The sequence below is a fragment of the Marinomonas posidonica IVIA-Po-181 genome, from assembly GCF_000214215.1.
GTDB lineage: Bacteria > Pseudomonadota > Gammaproteobacteria > Pseudomonadales > Marinomonadaceae > Marinomonas > Marinomonas posidonica.
Genome location: NC_015559.1, coordinates 86326 through 105735 on the forward strand (window position 1 = coordinate 86326; position 19410 = coordinate 105735).

At 44.3% G+C, this 19410-nt stretch carries 14 protein-coding genes; 3 read left to right on the plus strand and 11 right to left on the minus strand.

The genetic code is table 11. The features are described from left to right. The first annotated feature begins 228 nt into the window (after positions 1–228). Positions 229–2268 carry a phytase gene (locus tag MAR181_RS00400; protein WP_013794625.1) on the plus strand — a complete coding sequence of 680 codons (2040 nt, stop codon included), beginning with the start codon at positions 229–231 and terminating at the stop codon, positions 2266–2268. A 91-nt stretch (positions 2269–2359) separates the two neighbouring features. Here the strand turns inward: MAR181_RS00400 and MAR181_RS00405 are convergent, their stop codons facing one another. The 9 genes from MAR181_RS00405 to MAR181_RS00445 form a co-directional block, all read right to left on the minus strand. Then, positions 2360–3943, minus strand: a complete 1584-nt coding sequence (locus MAR181_RS00405) for a methyl-accepting chemotaxis protein (RefSeq protein ID WP_013794626.1) — start codon at positions 3941–3943, stop codon at positions 2360–2362. Positions 3944–4150: 207 nt separating this feature from the next. After that, positions 4151–5377, minus strand: coding sequence for an MFS transporter (locus MAR181_RS00410; RefSeq protein ID WP_013794627.1), 1227 nt, complete (start codon positions 5375–5377; stop codon positions 4151–4153). Between the two features lie 153 nt (positions 5378–5530). Next, positions 5531–6532 (minus strand): peptide ABC transporter ATP-binding protein, encoded by a 1002-nt coding sequence (locus tag MAR181_RS00415; protein WP_013794628.1) that lies wholly within the window; start codon positions 6530–6532, stop codon positions 5531–5533. Beyond that, positions 6529–7497 (minus strand): dipeptide ABC transporter ATP-binding protein, encoded by a 969-nt coding sequence (gene dppD / locus MAR181_RS00420; RefSeq protein WP_013794629.1) that lies wholly within the window; start codon positions 7495–7497, stop codon positions 6529–6531. The genes MAR181_RS00415 and dppD overlap by 4 nt, the downstream gene beginning before the upstream one ends. 10 nt (positions 7498–7507) lie before the next feature. After that, complete coding sequence (dppC, locus tag MAR181_RS00425; protein WP_013794630.1) at positions 7508–8398, minus strand: dipeptide ABC transporter permease DppC; 891 nt, start codon at positions 8396–8398, stop codon at positions 7508–7510. 14 nt (positions 8399–8412) lie between these two features. Then, positions 8413–9423, minus strand: a complete 1011-nt coding sequence (locus MAR181_RS00430; RefSeq protein ID WP_013794631.1) for an ABC transporter permease subunit — start codon at positions 9421–9423, stop codon at positions 8413–8415. A 119-nt stretch (positions 9424–9542) separates the two neighbouring features. Beyond that, positions 9543–11135, minus strand: a complete 1593-nt coding sequence (locus tag MAR181_RS00435) for an ABC transporter substrate-binding protein (protein WP_013794632.1) — start codon at positions 11133–11135, stop codon at positions 9543–9545. A 493-nt stretch (positions 11136–11628) separates the two neighbouring features. After that, a complete protein-coding gene (locus tag MAR181_RS00440) occupies positions 11629–12528 on the minus strand; it encodes an NAD(P)-binding domain-containing protein (protein ID WP_144011182.1) in 900 nt (299 codons plus the stop codon). 362 nt (positions 12529–12890) lie between these two features. Next, positions 12891–13517 (minus strand): SGNH/GDSL hydrolase family protein, encoded by a 627-nt coding sequence (locus MAR181_RS00445; RefSeq protein ID WP_013794634.1) that lies wholly within the window; start codon positions 13515–13517, stop codon positions 12891–12893. Positions 13518–13669: 152 nt separating this feature from the next. Between MAR181_RS00445 and MAR181_RS00450 the strand changes: the two genes are divergently transcribed. Further along, complete coding sequence (locus MAR181_RS00450) at positions 13670–15094, plus strand: coniferyl aldehyde dehydrogenase (RefSeq protein WP_013794635.1); 1425 nt, start codon at positions 13670–13672, stop codon at positions 15092–15094. 79 nt (positions 15095–15173) lie between these two features. On the opposite strand, the gene MAR181_RS00455 is transcribed toward MAR181_RS00450, so the two are convergent. Then, entirely contained in the window at positions 15174–17159 is a 1986-nt protein-coding gene (locus MAR181_RS00455; protein ID WP_013794636.1) for a methyl-accepting chemotaxis protein, read from the minus strand. Positions 17160–17320: 161 nt separating this feature from the next. Further along, positions 17321–18070 (minus strand): DeoR/GlpR family DNA-binding transcription regulator, encoded by a 750-nt coding sequence (locus tag MAR181_RS00460; RefSeq protein ID WP_013794637.1) that lies wholly within the window; start codon positions 18068–18070, stop codon positions 17321–17323. A gap of 322 nt (positions 18071–18392) precedes the next feature. Here MAR181_RS00460 and MAR181_RS00465 point away from each other — a divergent pair, with 322 nt between their 5' ends. After that, on the plus strand, positions 18393–19367 hold the full coding sequence (locus MAR181_RS00465; protein ID WP_041651477.1) for an ABC transporter substrate-binding protein: 975 nt from the start codon (positions 18393–18395) through the stop codon (positions 19365–19367). Positions 19368–19410 lie beyond the last annotated feature (43 nt).

Here is a 19410-nt window from a genome sequence, read left to right on the forward strand (position 1 = left end):
CAAAAATACACCTCCTTATTCTCTTAATGTTTTTATCTTATTGAATAATAGACATTAATTTTATTTAAAAGGGTTTCGAATGAGCTCAAAATTAAAATTATCGGGTCGTTTAAGAGAGTAAACTGAGGCATCACATCGACCGTTTTTATCATTGTCATAAAAGTGACACTCACCCTGACTAGGGTGGCCTCACTGAGTAAATTGATTCCATTCTTAGGAGAGCGCAGGATGAATGTAAAACTGACGATGATGGCGGTGGTGATTGGTGCAGTGAGCGTTGCTGCACACGCAACCACAGTGATGCCAACTAAGGTTAAAACACAAGCGAGTTATGAGGACATTGCCGATGCTGCGGTTTGGGTAAGCCCAATAAACGCCGCAAAAGATTTATTGATTGCCTCACTGGAAGGGGATGGCCTGGCGGTGTTTGATCAATCAGGACGGCTTCTGCTGACGGATTCATCCAAAGAGATTTTGGGTGCGGATATTCGTTATGGTCTAAAAGACGGCGGAAGCAGCATGGATGTCTTAGCGGTCGGTTTACCCGATGAAGAGGCTTTTGCTTTCTATCGTATTGATCCAATGGCAACGCCGATTCTACAGCAGGTCGGACGTATCGATACCTTCATCGCGCCAGAAGCTGTTTGCCTTTACCAGAACGTCACTACGGGTGAAACCACTGTTACTGGTCTTTCAGATGAAGGCGATGTGGTGCAATACAAGATACGTCATCGTAATGGCCAGATAGAAAGTGCGGTTGTCGACAAAAAAGGTGAGCCGATTGCGGTTCGTCATGCTCAGGTAGGTGGGAAATTAAGTGCTTGTGTGGCCGATGATGAAACCGGCTCCTTGTATGTTGCGGAACAGGATGTTGGTATTTGGGTGTACGGTGCTGATGCTGAGAATGTAAAAGATCGCCGATTGATGGATGTGGTTGCGCCTTTGGGGCATTTAGAAGAAATCGAAAGCATGGATATGGTCTATCAAGCTAATGGCAAAGGCTATTTATTGATTGCCGATGAAGGTGCCGGTTTCTTGGTGTATGACCGAGAAGGTGAACAGTCTTTCAAAGCCAAGTTTGATGTCACCGGTGTGGAAGAGGCAAAAATCCTTGCGGCATCGCCAAATGGCTTGTGGATTGGTAATACCGAAATAGAAGAACCTGTTTATGAAAGAATGGCACTGTCTTCACTTACCAATCAGTTGAGAGGCGTGGCGTTTAATGATTTGCAAAGTCATCGTCATTTATCCCTTGAAGGTGTGAAGTTAGTCAAAGCCTCAGGCGAGACGGAAGAAGTGAGTAAGAGTGGCGATGCGGCGGATGATCCTGCCTTTTGGTTGAACCCAGAAGACGCTTCCAAAAGCTTGATTATTGCGACCAACAAGAAAGGCGGCTTAATGGCGTATGACTTGAAGGGCAAGGAAGTTCAATTTCTAAAAGAAGGTGAGCCCAACAACGTAGACATTCGTACCATGACGGACTGGGATGGGTCTCAGATGGCATTAGCAACGGCGACGAATCGTGATTTGAATACCTTAGCCTTATATAAAATTGTGGGAGGGGATGAGCCAATACAACCGGTGAAAGCCGTGGGTAAACGTGTTCATGAAGAGGCACCAGAACTTGTTTCTGATGTTGATGAAGTGTATGGCTTGTGCATGTATCAAGCGAAAAATGGCCAAGTCTATTCGTTCTTAAATGGGAAAAACGGGGTCATCGAACAGTGGCGTTTAACGCCAACAAAAGCGGGGATTAAAGGTGACATTGTGCGTCGTTTAAAGGTCGACTCTCAACCTGAGGGCTGTGTTGCCGACGATGATGCAGGCATTCTGTATGTCGGTGAAGAAGATGTGGCTATTTGGACCTTTGAAGCGGATGAAAAGGCGAGTACAGAGGCACATTTGTTCGCTGCGGTAGACGGTAAGCAGTTGGTGGATGACATCGAAGGCTTAACCCTTTATCAAAACGGCAAAGACAACTATCTGATTGCGTCTAGCCAAGGCAATAACACCTATGCCGTGTATGACCTAGATAACGACAATCGTTATCTTGCTAGCTTCGCGATTATTGGTGATGATGAAAAAGGCATTGATGGCAGCAGTGATACCGATGGAATTCATGCGGTATCCATTAACTTAGGCGATGCCTATCCGAATGGTCTATTTTTAGCCCAAGATTGGTACAACCTTGATGCTGAATATAATGCTGAAAAGCAGAACTTTAAAATAGTAGATTGGCGAAATATCGAGCGAATTTTACAGCCATAATGGTTTAATTTGCTGATCAATAAGTGGTTTTAACAATAAAAAAATGCCAAGTCATCAGAGGATGACTTGGCATTTTTTGTCACTTATAAGGTTATACTTTGAAATAACTTACGCTTTGGTGAAGTTCTGCTGCCAAGGTATCCAGATCTGCTACGCTGTTTCTTGAACTTTCAACGGCTTTTGCAGTTTCATTGACCATATTTGAAATTTCTTCAACGTGTTGAGCAAGACTCTCAGTTGCTTTGTTTTGTTCATCAGAGGAATGAGAAACTTCGCGAATTCGATTGAGTGTCTTATCTGTACCCGTTCGAATATTGGTTAGCATTTGAGATACCTCATCCGAGCTATTAACACTTTCTTCCACTTTAGGAAGAATGGCTTGCATAGTTTTAGCGACGCCTTCGGTTTCTGTTTGCACAATATTAATGGTTTCGGTGATCTCTGAGGTGGCTGTGGCTGTGCGAGAAGCAAGGGTACGAACTTCATCTGCAACAACCGCAAAACCACGACCTTGCTCACCGGCACGAGCGGCTTCAATCGCTGCATTAAGGGCCAATAGATTTGTTTGTTCAGCAATGTCTCGGATCACATCAACAATGTTACCAATTTGCAGAGAACGCTTTTGCAAACTGTCGATTTCTTCAGTAGAACGGGTAATCTGATTTGAAATGTCATTGATGCTTTGTGCCGATTGCTTAACGACTTCCTCACCATGAAGAGACAGCTTGGAAGATTCTTCTGAATCACTTTCTGTGTTTCGAGCACTGTTGGCAATTTCTTCAATGCATGCTGATAGCTCTTGAATGGCGGAAGCTGTCGAATAAGAAGCATCGGAAGATTTCTGAGACGCAGAAGAAATCTGCTGCATTTGTTCGTTCAATGAGTTGGTTGAGCGTGTTAGTAATGCTGAGCCATTGTTGATGTTACGGACCATCTCTTGTAAAGACTTTTGCATTCGAGCAATGGAACCGAGAAGGCTGTTTTCTGTAAATTTACCTTCAATCGTTTCATTTAAATAACCATCGGCAATACTACTGGTAACGGACATCGCATAGCTTGGCTCGCCACCAATGCTTTTAAGTATGGATCTGGCAATGTAGACAGCAACGATAATAATAGCCGCTAAAATCAGCAGGCCTATTAGGCCGAACGAGATCGCTGAATTGACAAAAACAGCGTTCACATCATCCATATAGATACCAAAACCAATGACCCAATTCCAGTGAGGAAGCTTGGTCATGCCGTTAATTTTTAGCACTTGAACCGTTGTGCCTGGCTTGAAATTTTCACTGATTTTTATAGCGAAATCAACAGATTGAAGCTTTGCTATATCAGACTTGTAGGACTCTTGGAAGGTACCAATTTTTTCAGACTTTGGGTGCACTCGAGAAAGTGAGTTATTATCGTTTGCCCAAATATAGGAAGCGTCATATCGTATGTGTGAAAGTGTCTCAACAACTTTTTCTTCTGCTTCCTCTCTCGACAGCTTGCCTGCTTGTTCCAGGTCAATGTAGTGAGCGACTTGCTCTTTAGCGAGAGTCAAAATGGTTTGTATTTCGTGCTTCCCACTGTCAATCAAACTGGTTCGAAGGGTTTGTAATGCCACTGCTCCGAGAATGATCAGACCGATGGCCGCACAAGTAATAATAATACTGAGTTGTCGAGATAATTTCATGGTATTCCTTCCTATTAACCAGCAAAAGCAGTGCACTGATGCTTGAAAAAATTTGAGCTATAAAATGATGCCCTTTTATAAAGTAAAGAAGCAAGACTTGGAACATTTTTCATCAATAAAAAGACAAAAAAATACAATTATTTTTCTCAAAAACTAAATAGATCATTTTTTAATTTTTTTAAGTTTTTTTAAGTTTTTTTAAGTTTTTTAAGAAACTTTTATAGAATGTTTTCTTATGGATTTCAAAACGATCAAGGCGATTGGTAGAGCATGAAAAAGCAAGATCACCACATTTAAGTCAAAAAGCGCATAAAATGGACTGACTAGCAAAGCCCCGATGGCACTGGCGACCATTTTCATAAAAGCCAAAGCGCTAAATAAGATCAAATGTAAGGATTTAGATTCGAGTTGAATGCTGGATGTTAAACTGACTTCCGCCCCGCCTTCGCCAATACCTGCTAAACACACTAAGACAATAGCCCAACTTAATAGTGATTGTTGGAAGGTCAACACAAAGCCACATGACATGATCAGGCAGGATATGCAGAATCCATTTTCCAGTGACAATAACGCTTTGTCTTTCAGATAAAATCCAGCCTTACTTGCACCAATAAATTTGCCAATGCCCCATGCAGACATTAAGAGCCCCATGGCATAGCTAATATTATGAGGTGTGAGATTTTGTGATAATACCGGGAACCCTACTTGTTGTGCCGCGCAGGCTAAACTGCTAGCAGTCGAAATGGCGAATAACCAGCCTAAAAAAGGTGACTGCAAGGGACGATCGAACAGTCTAAAAGGGTGAATTCGCTGAGCGTCAGGGGCGTTTTGATGATCAGGTATTGGTTGAATGGTAGAGAGTGTCAGTAGGCTAAGGCCAACCAATGAATACAAAACAATATTGAAAATAAAGATGCCTTCGTAACCTCCGACAGCCACCAGTAAACCTATGCTTAGTCCAGCGATGACAGACGCGATGGCGGACAATGCTGTCAGCCAAGCATTGGTGCTGATGCGTTTCGATTTTTCGACCCAAAGTGGAATCTGGCTGTTTAACGTAATCATAAAGAGGGCGTTACAAAAGCCGCCTATTAAGGCGATCCAAGGTAAAACGTTAATTTGTTGGTGCGTAGGAATCAGTACTAAGATAAGGAGCAGAATGAGTCGAATGGTATTTAATAAGCTCAAGGTATGCTTATGTGGCTTTATTGAAAAAAAGCTGACTAGACTCGCGAGGATTCCGCCTGCAACACTTGAAGCCATGAATAAGCTGAGCGTAAAGACATTTTGGCTGATGAAGAAAACATAGCTGGACAATAAGATGAGATTCAACACCCCAGCAAAGTCGGATATCACACGAGTGAAAATAATCCAAATCGTGGCATGTTGAATAAAGGAGTGAGTTTGCTGAGCCTGTTCTAGCTTTGTGTTCATTCTGCCTATCCTTTGGCTGAAAAAAATCGTCCTGATTTATTGACACTGTCTTTTGGTTATACGCTGTTTTAGTCTCTCTTATCAAACTGTTTGATCAAAAAAAAGCGCCCTTACGGACGCAAATACTCGGTGGGAGTTCAGTGCTAAGCCAAGCTATACCGCATGACTGAATTCAATACGTTGCTCTTCGACAGCATGACAGGCAATCAAATGACCTGTTTGATCATCTCGAAGTTCTGGCACTTCCTGATGGCAACGTTCATTTGCATATTGACAACGACCATGGAAAGCACAGCCAGAAGGTGGGTTCAGTGGCGAGGGCAATTCCCCTTGCAATTTAATGCGTTGACGGCGCTTGTCTGGAGACAATTGTGGCGTACTGGACAGTAGCGCTAAGGTATATGGATGCTTAGGGTTATTGAAAAGGTCTTCTTTCGAACCTTGTTCGACGACTTTGCCTAAATACATTACCATCACGTTATCGGCAATGTGTTCGACCACAGATAAGTCGTGAGAGATAAAGACATAGCTTAACCCCAGTTCAGTTTGCAGATCCATCATTAGGTTAAGCACTTGCGCCTGTACTGAAACGTCCAAGGCGGAGACAGGCTCATCGGCGACAATGATGCTTGGGTCTAACATCAGGCCTCGAGCAATGGCGATACGTTGACGTTGCCCCCCAGAAAACATGTGTGGGTAACGATCATAATGTTCCGTCTTTAGCCCCACTTTTGCCATGATACTAAGCGCTTTTGCTTTGCGTTCGGCTTTAGAAAGTTGGCTGTTAATGACTAGCGGTTCTTCTAAGATGCTGCCAATTTTTTTGCGTGGGTTTAGAGATCCGTAAGGATTCTGGAAGATAATTTGAATTTTCTGCCGTAACGTCGCTTGCGCGGCTTTACTGAGACTTAATAGATCTTCTCCTAAATGTTCAAGGCGGCCTGAAGTCGGTGTTTCTATCATGGTTAACATGCGGCCTAATGTGGATTTGCCACAGCCCGATTCGCCAACTATGGCAAGGGTCTTCCCCTTCTCCAACTGAAAACTGATGCCATCTACAGCTTTCACAACCGCGTCGGGTTTAAAGATTCCTTGCTTAACATGATAGTGCTGCTTCAGCGCTTGAGCGTCGAGAATTAAATTGTTGCTACTCATGCGACAGGTCTCCCTTCTGTATCTAAAGGTGTGTGGCATTTTACCTGACGATGCAGGTCGCCTTGGTTATCCGGTTCTACTTGACGGCATTGCTCTGTGGCATAAGGACAACGAGGGCTGAGCAAACAGCCGAGGGGTCTATCATATTGCCCTGGGACTACACCAGATAAAGCATCAAGCCGAGATTTACCGGCCGCAGACTCAGGTAAAGAGGCCAGTAAGGCCTGGGTATAAGGGTGCTTAGGCGTCGCAAAGACTTCCGCTGCTGGACCTGATTCGACGATTTGACCGGCGTACATCACAATCACTCGATCAGCCACTTCGGCAACCAAGGCAAGATCATGGGTAATGAGTACTAAGCCCATTCTTTGTTTACGTTGTAGCTCGATCAACAAGTCGATGATTTGAGCTTGGATGGTGACGTCTAATGCCGTGGTGGGCTCATCAGCAATTAATAGCTTAGGGTCACATGCAATCGCAATGGCAATCATCACACGCTGACTCATCCCGCCGGATAGCTGGTGGGGGTAATTGTCTAAACGGGATTCAGGGGCAGGTATCCCCACTTGTGTCAGCAATTCAACAGCCCGAGTTTTAAGTTCTTTTTTACTACCACCTTGGTGTGTTTTCAAAGCTTCGATGATTTGATAACCCACGGTAAAACATGGGTTTAAGCTGGTCATTGGATCTTGGAATATCATCGCAATGTCTGAGCCAGTTAGCTTACGACGTTGTTTTTCAGGCATGGCCTGTAGATCTTGTCCATTGAAAGACAGGCGTTCTGCGCTGACGTTACCTGGATAATCGATCAGTCCCATAATGGAAAGAGAACTGACACTTTTTCCGGAACCGGACTCGCCCACTATACCAAGTACTTCGCCTTCCTCCACTTGATAGCTGATCTTATCGACGGCTTGGAAAGGACCAAATTGGACGCTTAAATTATTGAGTTCTAATAATGACATTTGGCCTCTCCTATTGCTTTAACTTAGGGTCAAGGGCATCACGTAAACCGTCGCCCATTAAGTTAAATGCCAGAACGGTAATGAGGATCATCAAACCGGGAAAGGTGACAACCCACCAAGCGCGTTGTACGAATTGCAATGCATCGGACAGCATTGAGCCCCACTCTGGTGTTGGTGGTTGAGCGCCTAACCCTAGGAAGCCTAAGGCTGCCATGTCGAGAATGGCACTGGAAAAGCCTAGTGTCGCCTGAACGATTAGAGGCGCCAGACAGTTTGGAAGAATACAAATAAACATCAATCTAAGCGGCCCTGCACCGATAACGCGTGAGGAAGTGACATAGTCTTTTGACATTTCCGCCATGGTGGCAGCTCGAGTCAAACGAACATAATGCGGTAAGGAAACAATGGAGATGGCTAATGCGGCATTGATGATGCTCGGTCCTAAGATGGCCACAATTGCAATCGCCAGTAGCAAGCTTGGCATTGCCAACATGATATCAACAATGCGCATGATTATCGTGTCGATCACACCTTTGAAGTAGCCGGCAATGAGTCCGAGTAATATTCCCATGATGAGTGATGCGGTCACGGCGACAATACCCACTGAGATAGACAAACGAGAGCCGTGAATTAAGCGAGACAGAATGTCTCGGCCCACATCATCTGTTCCCAAAATGAAGGACCAGTTACCTCCTTGTAACCATGCTGGAGGTAAAAGGAGTGCATCACGATATTGTTGTGACGGAGAATGTGGTGCGACAAAATCGGCAAAAATGGCCATAAAAACAATCAGCACAATAAAACCAAGGCCCGCCACAGCGCCTTTATTTGTACTGAAATAATACCAAAATTCTTGCAGTGGTGTTTTCGGTAATGGCGCAGTAATGGTTTGAGAAGACATAAATCGGCGCCCTTTTATTTACTGTGTCTAATGCGAGGATTAACAATGCCATAGGCAATGTCGACTAATAGATTCACCACTATGATGATACAAGCCACAATTAAGATACCGCCTTGTACCACTGGGTAGTCTCGACGTCCGATGGACTCAATTAACCATTTACCAATACCAGGCCAAGCAAACACGGTTTCAGTGAGAATGGCCCCGGACAGCAAGATACCAACTTGCAGACCAATCACGGTAATCACAGGGATCAGAGCATTACGTAAGGCATGGATGATGATAACGCGCCAAGGAGCGATGCCTTTGGCTCGTGCAGTCCGAATGTAGTCTTCACTGAGGACTTCTAACATGGAAGAGCGTGTCATACGAGCGATAACCGCCATTGGAATGGTGCCAAGTACAATGCTGGGCAGAATCAAATGTGCGGCAGCGGAGCGGAATGCGCCTACTTCATCGGAAAGTAACGTATCAATGAGCATAAATCCGGTGACATCATCGATCCAATAGACCACATCAATTCGTCCTGATACGGGTGTCCATCCAAGGTTAACTGAAAACACCAGCATTAGGAGCAAGGCCCACCAAAAAACAGGCATAGAATAACCGGTTAAGGAAAAAGTCATAACAGAGTGATCTAAAACCGTCCCCCGTTTGACCGCCGCGAAGATACCTGCAGGTAAGCCGACTAAGATTGAAAACAGTACCGCGCATATGGCAAGTTCTATTGTCGCTGGAAAGAGGGTTAGAAACTCTTGCATAACGGGCTCTTTGGTGATTAAGGAGTTGCCCAAGTCACCTTGCAAAACACCTGTTACATAGTGAAAGTATTGAATGTAAATTGGCTGGTCAAAGCCTAACTGAGCGCTTAACTCGGCATGGCGCTCTGCACTAACACCACGTTCACCTGCCATGACTTCGATAGGGTCACCAGGGATCAGGCGAATCAGCGTGAAAGTCAGTAAGGTGATGCCAATAAAGGTAGGCACGACCAGACTTAAACGGCGAAAAATAAACTGGAACATAATAGGATGGGCTCTCTCGGGGTACGAATTGATCGAGGACTCACTCGCTCAACAGAATGCCTACTTGCTGACTTTCCCTCATCAACAAGCAGGCATCATTTTGTCCAGGCTAGGACAATTTATTTGCTAACGTTATAGAAGTAATGACCGCCAAGAGGGTCTATTTTATAACCTTTAACGTCTTTGCTGATTGGTTCATAGACAACAGAGTGTGCCAACGTAATCCAAGGTGCTTCGCGCTTGAAGACAACTTGGGCTTGTTCGTAATCCTTGGTACGTTCAGCTTTGTCAGAAGTCCGTTTTGCAGCCAACAGTAAGTCGTTGAACTCTTTGTTACACCATTGTGCACGGTTTGAACCTCCTACAGCATCACACCCCAACAAAACGTATAGGAAGTTATCTGGGTCACCGTTATCACCTGTCCAACCCAATAGTACTGTTTCGTGCTCACCTTTCTTAGAACGGTTTAGATATTCACCCCACTCATAAGAAACGATCTCAGCTTTAACACCGACTTTTGACCAGTCTTCTTGCATGATTTCCGCCATACGACGGGCATTTGGGTTGTAAGGACGCTGTACTGGCATTGCCCAAATATTGGTTGAGAAGCCATCTGGATAACCCGCTTCTGCTAATAGCTTTTTCGCTTTAACAGGGTCATATGGGTAATCTACAACATTGTTGTTGTAAGACCACATGGTGGGTGGAATAGGGTTTTTAGCGGCCTTACCTGCACCTTGGAAAACCGCATCAATGATGGCGCTCTTGTCCGTCGCTAGGTTAAGGGCTTGGCGGACTCGAATGTCATCAAATGGTTTCTTCTTCGTATTGAAGGCTAGATAACCCACGTTTAGACCTTCTTGACTCATTAGATTGATGTTCGGGTCCTGATCCATTTGCTCAAGATCTGCAGGATTTGGGTACGGCATCACATCACACTCACCGGCTTTCAATTTTGCATAGCGAACGGAAGCATCTGGTGTGATAGAGAACACTAAACGATCGACTTTGGCTTTGCCTTTCCAGTAATCTTTAAAGGCTGTGTAGCGAATCAAAGAGTCTTTCTGATATTGAACTTTCTGGAACGGACCTGTTGCAACCGGGTTGATATCAAGCTGCTCTGGTGTGCCTTTCTTCATTAGGTAATCAGCTTGTTCTTTCGAGAAGATAGAGGCAAAGTCCATCGCCAAGTTGGCAATGAAAGGTGCTTCTGGATGATTCAGAACAAACGTCACAGTGTAGTCATCTACTTTCACTATGTCTTTGATTAGGTCGCCCATGCCCATACCGTTGAAGTATTCGTATGATCCACCGGAAACACTGTGATATGGGTTATTTTTGTTCCATTGACGGTCAAATGTAAAGACCACATCGTCTGCGTTAAAATCACGTGTCGGTTTGAACGATTTAGAAGAATGGAACTTCACACCTTTACGCAAATGGAAAGTGTACTCAAGGCCATCAGCAGAAACATCGTAGCTGGTTGCCAAGCCCGGCTCAGTTTCCGTGGTACCGAGTTTGAACTCCATCAAGCGGTTGAACATGTTTTTAGATGTCGCATCAAACGTCGTACCAGCCGTATAAAAAGCAGGGTTAAAGCCTTCAGGACTGCCTTCTGAGCAGTAAACCAAAGTAGTAGCTGCATGAGCTGTAGTACTAATGGCACCGGCGGTCATCAGCGCGAGCGTTAGTTTTGCTAGCCCTTTTTTCATTTGAACTCTCCATTAACATAATTATATTCGTGCTCTGCACGTGGGAAGTCGAACTAAGGTATTCGTTACTTTTGTGATCAGGTGGGAAAGAGCCTTCTCATTGATAAAACAAGCCCCATTTAAACTCCAAGTTTAAATGGGGCTGTTCTGCCTCATCCTTGAGCCCCCTTTAGCCATATGACAAGTCTGCTGAGCAGACAGTCACAACAGCGTTATTGAAGAGTACTGAAGCAATGAGCAATGACCAATCGAAATAACGATATGACCTATACGTCTAATGAATAGAGATTTTCGATAATAAGGGGAAAGGCTTGTTGTTTCTGGCTTGACGCACTAAAGCGCTGAAACTGAAAAAGGCAAAAAAAGTGTAAATTCATTTCGTCAGTTGAGAAAAGTGATAGGCAAAGGCCATCAAAATATGCATAAAGAGGCGGTTAGCTTCGAACCTTGCCAGAGAGGTATAGCCTCTCTAGCTCAGGAAAGGGAAAGCGTTTTAATCAAGCGCTTTTATTAAAACTGAAGTGTCTTGGCGGCCACGACCTGCCTTGATTAGTTGCTGATATTTTTCGTCGACTTCTAGCGTCAGTGGTAAGCTCAGTCCCATTTTTTCTGCCTGCGCCAAGCAAAGTCCAAGGTCTTTATGCATCCATTCAATGGCAAAGCCAAAATCAAATTCATCGTTGGCCATGGTTTCCCCACGGTTTTCTAATTGCCAAGAGCCGGCGGCGCCGTGTTTGAGAGTATCGACTAAGGTTGCTATGTCCAATCCAGCTTGTTGGGCAAAACGAATGCCTTCAGAGAGCCCTGATAAAACACCAGCAATGAGAATTTGATTCACCATCTTGGCCACTTGGCCTTGACCCACATCGCCCATTAGACTGGTGGCTTTGGCATAAGAGTCTAAAACTGGCTTGGCTTTTTCTAGGTGAGCGGGCTCGCCTCCTATCATAACCGTCAACACACCATTTTCGGCGCCCGCTTGACCGCCGGACACAGGCGCATCCATAAAGTCATACCCTTTTTCATTAGCAGCTTGATGCAGTTCTTTAGCAACCTCAGCTGAAGCGGTCGTGTGGTCAATGAATAAGGTGCCAGGTTTGGCCTGCTGAAAGGCACCATTCTGACCTAAGTAAACGGCTTTAAGGTCGTTGTCATTGCCAACACAGGTGAGCACAATGTCAGCATCTTGTGCTGCATCTGCTGGTGTGTCTGCATAGGATCCGACAAAAGAATCGCACCATAATTGCGCCTTTTCGACTGAACGGTTGTAAACCACAACCGAATGACCTGCCTTACTTAAATGTCCGGCCATTGGAAATCCCATGGTACCGAGTCCAATGAAGCTAACCTTCATATTCAACGTCCTTTTTCTAGCAAATGTAGTTTGTATCATACGTCGAAAATCCGAAAAATTGAGGTACAAAATGCACTAAATTCTGACATACAGACAGTATTATTGGGTTTTATCGGTTTATTTGAAGCACAAGATTAGCGCACCACACCTTGTGGATAACTTTGTGAAAGAAATTAAGGGATGACGGATTCTTTCATCTAAATCGAAAAAAGAGCGGATAATCGTGCATATTTCGTACAAAAATTCACTTTTCATCACTATTGCGAATAGGGCTGTGGTTTTGTCAAGATCTAATCCCTAATTAATTTCAGTCAACTTCCCTATCCGTTACGGAGGAAGTGGGCGATAAAGAAACCAATCAGTTAGATTGAATTTGTTTAAAACTCTTTAAAAACAATGAATTAAAAACTTATTTTGTCGCTAATCAATTCAAAAATAGCTTTTGCAAGTTGTTCATTTCCTTGCGTATCTAGGTGTACGCCATCGACATCACTGGGTTGTAATACACCAGCTGAATTTAAGAAGAGACATTGATTTTGTGAGGTAATATCTTGGTAATGTTGATGAAAGTATTGGGATTTTTCGGTTGCACCACTGAAACTTTCTGACATTGCTCCTTTTGGGGATAAAATATTTGGTGGCGCAATGACCAATAAGTTTGGACTTGGAAATCCGTGGTCACTTGGCATTCTTGACTTTTGGATCAGTTTTTCAACACCTTTTGCTGCTTCGTAGGCCCCAACATTGAAATGACGCTTTAAATCATTGGTCCCTAGCATGATGATCAGCAGGTCGACAGGCCCGAAGGTTTCCAATGCCGCTTGCAGATAGGCTAAGCCGTTACGCCCTTCTAAAAAGGGGTCGTTCCAAATTGTCGTTCGTCCAGGTAAGCCAAAATTAATCACTTGGTGTTGTGAACCAAGTAAAGTATTTAGCACGGATGGCCAGCGTAAATGTTTAGGATAACGTCCGCCGTTTGGTACGCTGCCCCAAGTGAGAGAATCGCCGTAGCAGAGTATGGTTGCCATAATACGCTCCTTGCTCTTATTCTTGGTAGATTACAGTACAGTGTAGCCAACCGCCGTGGGTTAGGAAACGATATTGATCAATTAATGGTCAATGTTTTTTTGTCAGGTGAGTTTGGATTAACAATAAAACTTATAAACCATTCGAGGCCAACATGACCAGTACACCTATTGATTCGGAAGCGCAACTTAACTCGGCTTTCTCTCGTTTAAAATCGGTGACTCGAACGAAGCCTTATCCTTCTGAAGAGGCTCGACGACAGCTATTATTGGGACTAAAGACGGCCATATTAGAGTATGAAATACCATTGTTGGCGGCATTACAGCAAGACTTTGGATGCCGTGCCCATGCAGAGTCGCGCTTGATTGAGTTGGTGCCGCTATTTGGTGAAATTAAACACGCTTTAAAGCATCTACATAAATGGATGAAGCCCACTCGACGGGCTCTGCACATTACCAGTTTGCCTGCCAGTGGTAAGGTGTTTTATCAGCCTAAAGGGTTGGTTGGGGTCATTGCGCCTTGGAATTACCCTGTGTTGTTATCTCTTGGCCCTATCGTTGGCGCCATCGCGGCAGGTAATCGAGTGATGTTGAAGGTATCTGAGTTTTGTCCGGCGACCAACAAAGTATTAGGTCAAATTGTGCAAACCGCTTTCGGTGATGAATGGGTCGAAGTGATTGAAGGTGAGGCGAATATTGCCAATCAATTTAGCCAATTGGCATTTGACCACTTGCTGTTTACGGGCTCGACCAATGTTGGTCGAATTGTCATGAAAAATGCCGCTCAACATCTTACGCCAGTCACATTGGAATTGGGCGGTAAGTCGCCTCTCTTGATAGCGCCATCGGCCGATTTGGCGGATACCGCGAAAAAATTGGTGTTTGCTAAGCTAATGAATGCAGGGCAAACCTGTGTCGCACCGGATTATGTGTTGTGCCATGAGTCACAAAAATCCGAGTTGATTGAGCACATTAAACAGGTATTAGCAGATCAATATCCGCAAGGCATTGCCAGTCCAGATTACACCAGCATTATCAATGATCGACAGCTCGAGCGTTTGCAAGGCTACCTAGAAGAGGCGAAAGCGTCTGGGGTCCAATGTGACAATCTTTTACCACAAGGGCCAGACACCATAGAAGGAAAGCTCGCGCTGCATGTTCTGCATGAGGCTGAGGATGAACTCATGGTGATGCAAGATGAAATCTTTGGGCCGATATTGCCTATACAAACTTACCAGGCCATAGACGAAGCGTTTAAATACATTCAGCAACGTCCTCGTCCTTTGGCTATGTATTTATTTACACAACACAAAGAAGACGAACAAGGTTGTGAACAAGGCATTGCTAGCGGCGGTTTGGTGATCAATCATGCTTTGATTCACGTGGCTCAGTCTGATTTGCCTTTTGGTGGAGTAGGTGATTCAGGAATGGGTGCCTATCATGCGGAAGAGGGCTTTCGAACCTTTTCACATAATAAAGCGGTTTTGCGAAAGTCGGGTGTGAATTTGGTGACTCTCATTGCGCCACCTTATGATAATTGGCTGCATCGCATTGTGGCGAAGTTTTGGCCGTATTTGTGACTTGTATTTTAGCGTGAAAAGCCCCATGAACCTAAGGTAGCGCGCATGGGGCCGGATCTAAATCACTTGTTAAGCGCTTTTATTTTAACGTATCGAGACGTTTCGCAATGGCATCAATTTCCTGACTCATGCTACTAAGCTGACTGGAGTCTGCGGCATTACTGCCGGTTAATTCCTGAAGTCTCGCGACAAACATACTTAACTCTTGCGACACTTTTTGTTGTTCACTGGCCGCCACGGAAATTTGAGTGGCTTGGTCGGTAATTTGTGAGAACGCACTCACCACTTGTTGTAAATGAGTAGCGGTAGATTCAGCGGTAACAACCGCTCTTTCGGTCTCGTTGTGCCCTAGCTCCATAGCACTGACGGATTGTTTTGACGTCACTTGTAAGCGGCTTAAGACTTGTTCTATTTCCACGGCAGAGCTTTCACTTTTCGCAGCTAGGTTACGCACCTCATCCGCCACGACGGCGAAACCTCGACCCGTTTCTCCAGCACGAGCCGCTTCAATGGCCGCGTTTAGAGCCAGTAAATTGGTTTGCTCTGCAATGTCACGGATCACACTCAACATACCATTTGCCTGACGACTGTCATCATCCAGTTTTAATATGCTGTTTTGAGCATTGGTCATGGCAGTCATTAAGCTGCGCATGGTGGTGATGACAGTATTCATTTCTTCGCCGCTGCTGCGCACATCTTGGTGAATGCGTTCGACTGTTTCTTTTGTTTCATTGGCGTACATGGCAACATCGTGAGAAGTCGCCCCTAGCTCTTCTGTGGCAGCCGCTAAGGTCGTATTTTCGTCACTTAAACTATTGGCTTTAGCGAGAAAATTGTTACTAAAGTCATTTAAACTTCCGGCATCTTTCACTAAGTTGGCCGATTCAATGTGAATTTGAGCCAATAGTTGTTTGAGCTTATCACCATATGCATTAACGGCTTGACGTAGTTCACCCAGTTCATTGAGTTTGCCAACGGTCAGTGCTTGGCTACTGCCGCCATCCGCTAATTCTTGAATTTGCGCTTTGGTCTGGTTGATCTTACTTAATAAACTTCTAAAGAAGGTGCCAGCGATGAGACTGACGACAATTAATAATGCACCAATGACTAGCATTAGGAAGAGTCCCATGCTTTGGGCAATTTCTGTCATGCGAGCTTTTGGCACCACAAGACCAATGGTCCAGCCTGTTTCTGGATGACGGACTAGGTCTACATAGGCGGCCCCGTTGAGTATGTTATCGTGGCTTAATGAAATGACAGTTTCTTTGTCTGTTACCTTGATTAACGCCGGTTTTAGCCAAGGCAGCTGTTCCCCCAACTCTTGACTGGTCAGCATGCTACCATCACTTTTGACCAACTCAGCCTGTCCTTTCGGAAAGCTTAAGACTTGCCCTGTTTGGTCAATTGCGAACACATAACCTTGGTTTTCTTTACCATATTGCTCGAGTGTTTGTGTGACACCATCTAGCATCATGTCAACTGTGGTCACCCCAGTAAATTGGTTGTGCTCTTTCATTGGGATGGTACAGGTTACCATTGGAATTTGCGTCACAGGGTCAATGTAAGCTTCTGACCAAGCACACAGATCAACTGAGGTTGTTTTTCCCACGGCATACCAGCCCTCATTGTGATAGCCTGACCCTGTCGGATCATTGTAATCGTCTAAATAGGTCATCTTGGAACCATCACGACCCCAGAAAAAGCTGCGACGCTCCACGCCTTTCGCAAACGCTGAGGGCTCTGGCCAAATACCACCTCCGGCAATGCTTTTATCATTATGGTTATTAATAATACTGGGAAAGAGCTTCTTAAAAAGACTTTCTTCTTTGGGCAACTGAGCACCCGCCAAGGCCAGGGTACTGGTCAGTAATTGAATTTTTTCTAATTTCGCATCGAGCAAATCCGTTAAAGCTTTTTGGTTAACCGAAATTTGGTGTTGGCGTTCAGCTGTGAGGTCTGGTTTGACTTTTATTTCAATGACTAGATAAATACTAATGAGTGCAAGTAGTAATATAGCGATAAGGCCAATATTAATTTGCTGGCGAATCTTGATAGGGGATTTCATAGTAACCTCAACCTGCTTACGGCAACGAATAGGAGTAATTTGAGCCAGCGTTCCTTGCTTTTCTAAGCCGAGAGCGACCTGTTCAAATTCTTAATATGACACAACATAATCTGTTGTTGTGCCAGTATATTCACCTTGCAACCATAGTGCCAATACTGACACTAGAATAATAAGTTAACACCTTGATAATGAAGTTGACTTAAAAGAGAGGCGCTAGGTTCTACGTCTGTGATGACGCAATCATAATCACTTATTTTCCCTGATAAACAACGTGATTCCATTTCAAACTTTGTACTGTCTATTAAAAGGATTCGATAATGGCAGTGCTCTATTAGTGCTTCTCTTGCCATGACCTCTTCATCTGTGAAATCGAATAATTGCCCACTTTTATTGACGGCAGCCACAGAAAAAATACCAATATCCGCACGATAATGTTGAAAGAAACGCATGGCGTCACCGCCAATAATATCTTGATCTCGCATTCGGACCCGACCACCAGAGATGGTCAGTTCACAATCAGGGTGTTCGCATAAGTTTCTAGCAGCATGAAGGTTTGTGGTCATCACTTGCAAACCTTGTAACCCCGTTAATTGATTGGCCACCTCAGACACACTCGAGCCACTGCCGAGAAAAATCGTTTGATAATCTGCCAGTTTGGTTCTACAGAGTGCGGCGATGTGTTGTTTACCGAATGCGTTACGAATACGTCTTTGGTCAAAACTAATGTTTTCTCTATGTGGAAAAGGGATGACTTCACCATGGCTGCGAAGAATTAAGCCTTTTTCCGTTAGCAGCCTAATATCCGCACGAATGGTTTGAACTGAAACACTGAATTTCTCTGCGACGGTTTGTAGGCTTTGTCTACCATTCGCATTAACCCATTGAACGATATCATGATGGCGTTGGTTCATTGATTGAGAGCTCGCATTTTATTTGGTCATTAACCTAGGGAAGGTGCGAATAAGTCTTCTGAAAGACCCGAAGGGCGTGGGCTAAGCTCTCTTTATTCTTTGTTAAGCTTATTGCCAATATATTCATATTGGAAGGCGAAACTTGCCTCGAATAAAAGAGAGTGATTCCCACGTTGCCGTAGCCAGTGAACTTGCTCGTACCTTCCCTAGCTCTTTCGAAACGAAAGAAAAACATCATTAAACGAAAATATTTGGTCACTATAGTGTCAAATTATTGCGCTATTGTTTCAACTCCTTAATCAAAATGAGAGTTGCTCCAATGATGCTTAAGAAAACGTTATTAATGTGTGTTGCATTAACCTTTCCTCTAATGGTTCAAGCTCAAGATACCTTGACACTGTATACCAGCCAACCAAACAAAGATGCTCAAATGACGGTAGATGCTTTTGAAAAGGCAAATCCTGATATCAAAGTGGATTGGGTTAGAGATGGTACGACGAAGTTAATGGTTAAGTTGCGAGCAGAATTGTCTTCAGGAGTGGTAAAACCAGACGTACTGTTAATCGCAGATAGTGTCACAATGGAATCTATGGTGGCAGATGACTACTTATATCCCTACTTGAGCCCTTATCGAAAACGCTACGAATCAAGTCTTTATAACTCGAAGGGCTATTACTATGGCACTAAGCTCATTACAACGGGTTTAGTTCGTCATCTAAAAGCACCTCAGACGCCAGTTGATTGGTCTGATTTAGTGAAACCTGAATATAACAATCAGGTCGCCATGCCAAGCCCGTTATATTCCGGAGCTGCCTTGATTCATTTGGCAACTTTAACTGCAGCTCCGTCTTTAGGTTGGCACTATTATGAGCAGCTTCATCAAAACAAAGTGCGCGCCCAAGGCGGTAATGGTGGAGTGTTGAAAGCCGTTGCCTCAGGCACTAAACCGTATGGGGTGATTGTTGATTTTTTAGCCATTCGTGAAGCCGCTAAAGGTTCCCCAATAGAGTTTATTTTCCCAAAGACGGGCGTCAGCATGGTGACTGAGCCGGTTGCGATTATGAAGGGCGCTAAGAACAAGCAGGCTGCCAAGCGTTTTGTTGATTTTGTGTTATCTGACGTTGGCCAAGAACTTGTTCTTAAACAAGGTTATTTACCCGCACTTGATGGCATTGGTGTTCCTGCAGGATTCCCAAAACGAGAGAACATACGTTTAATGCCATTTGATGCAGCTCAGACGCTTAAAAATAATGCGTCAAATAAAGCGCGTTTCAGTGACATCTTTGAAGGCAAATGAGTATGACGTTTGCATCGATAAAAATGGGTTTTGTCTTCGGAGG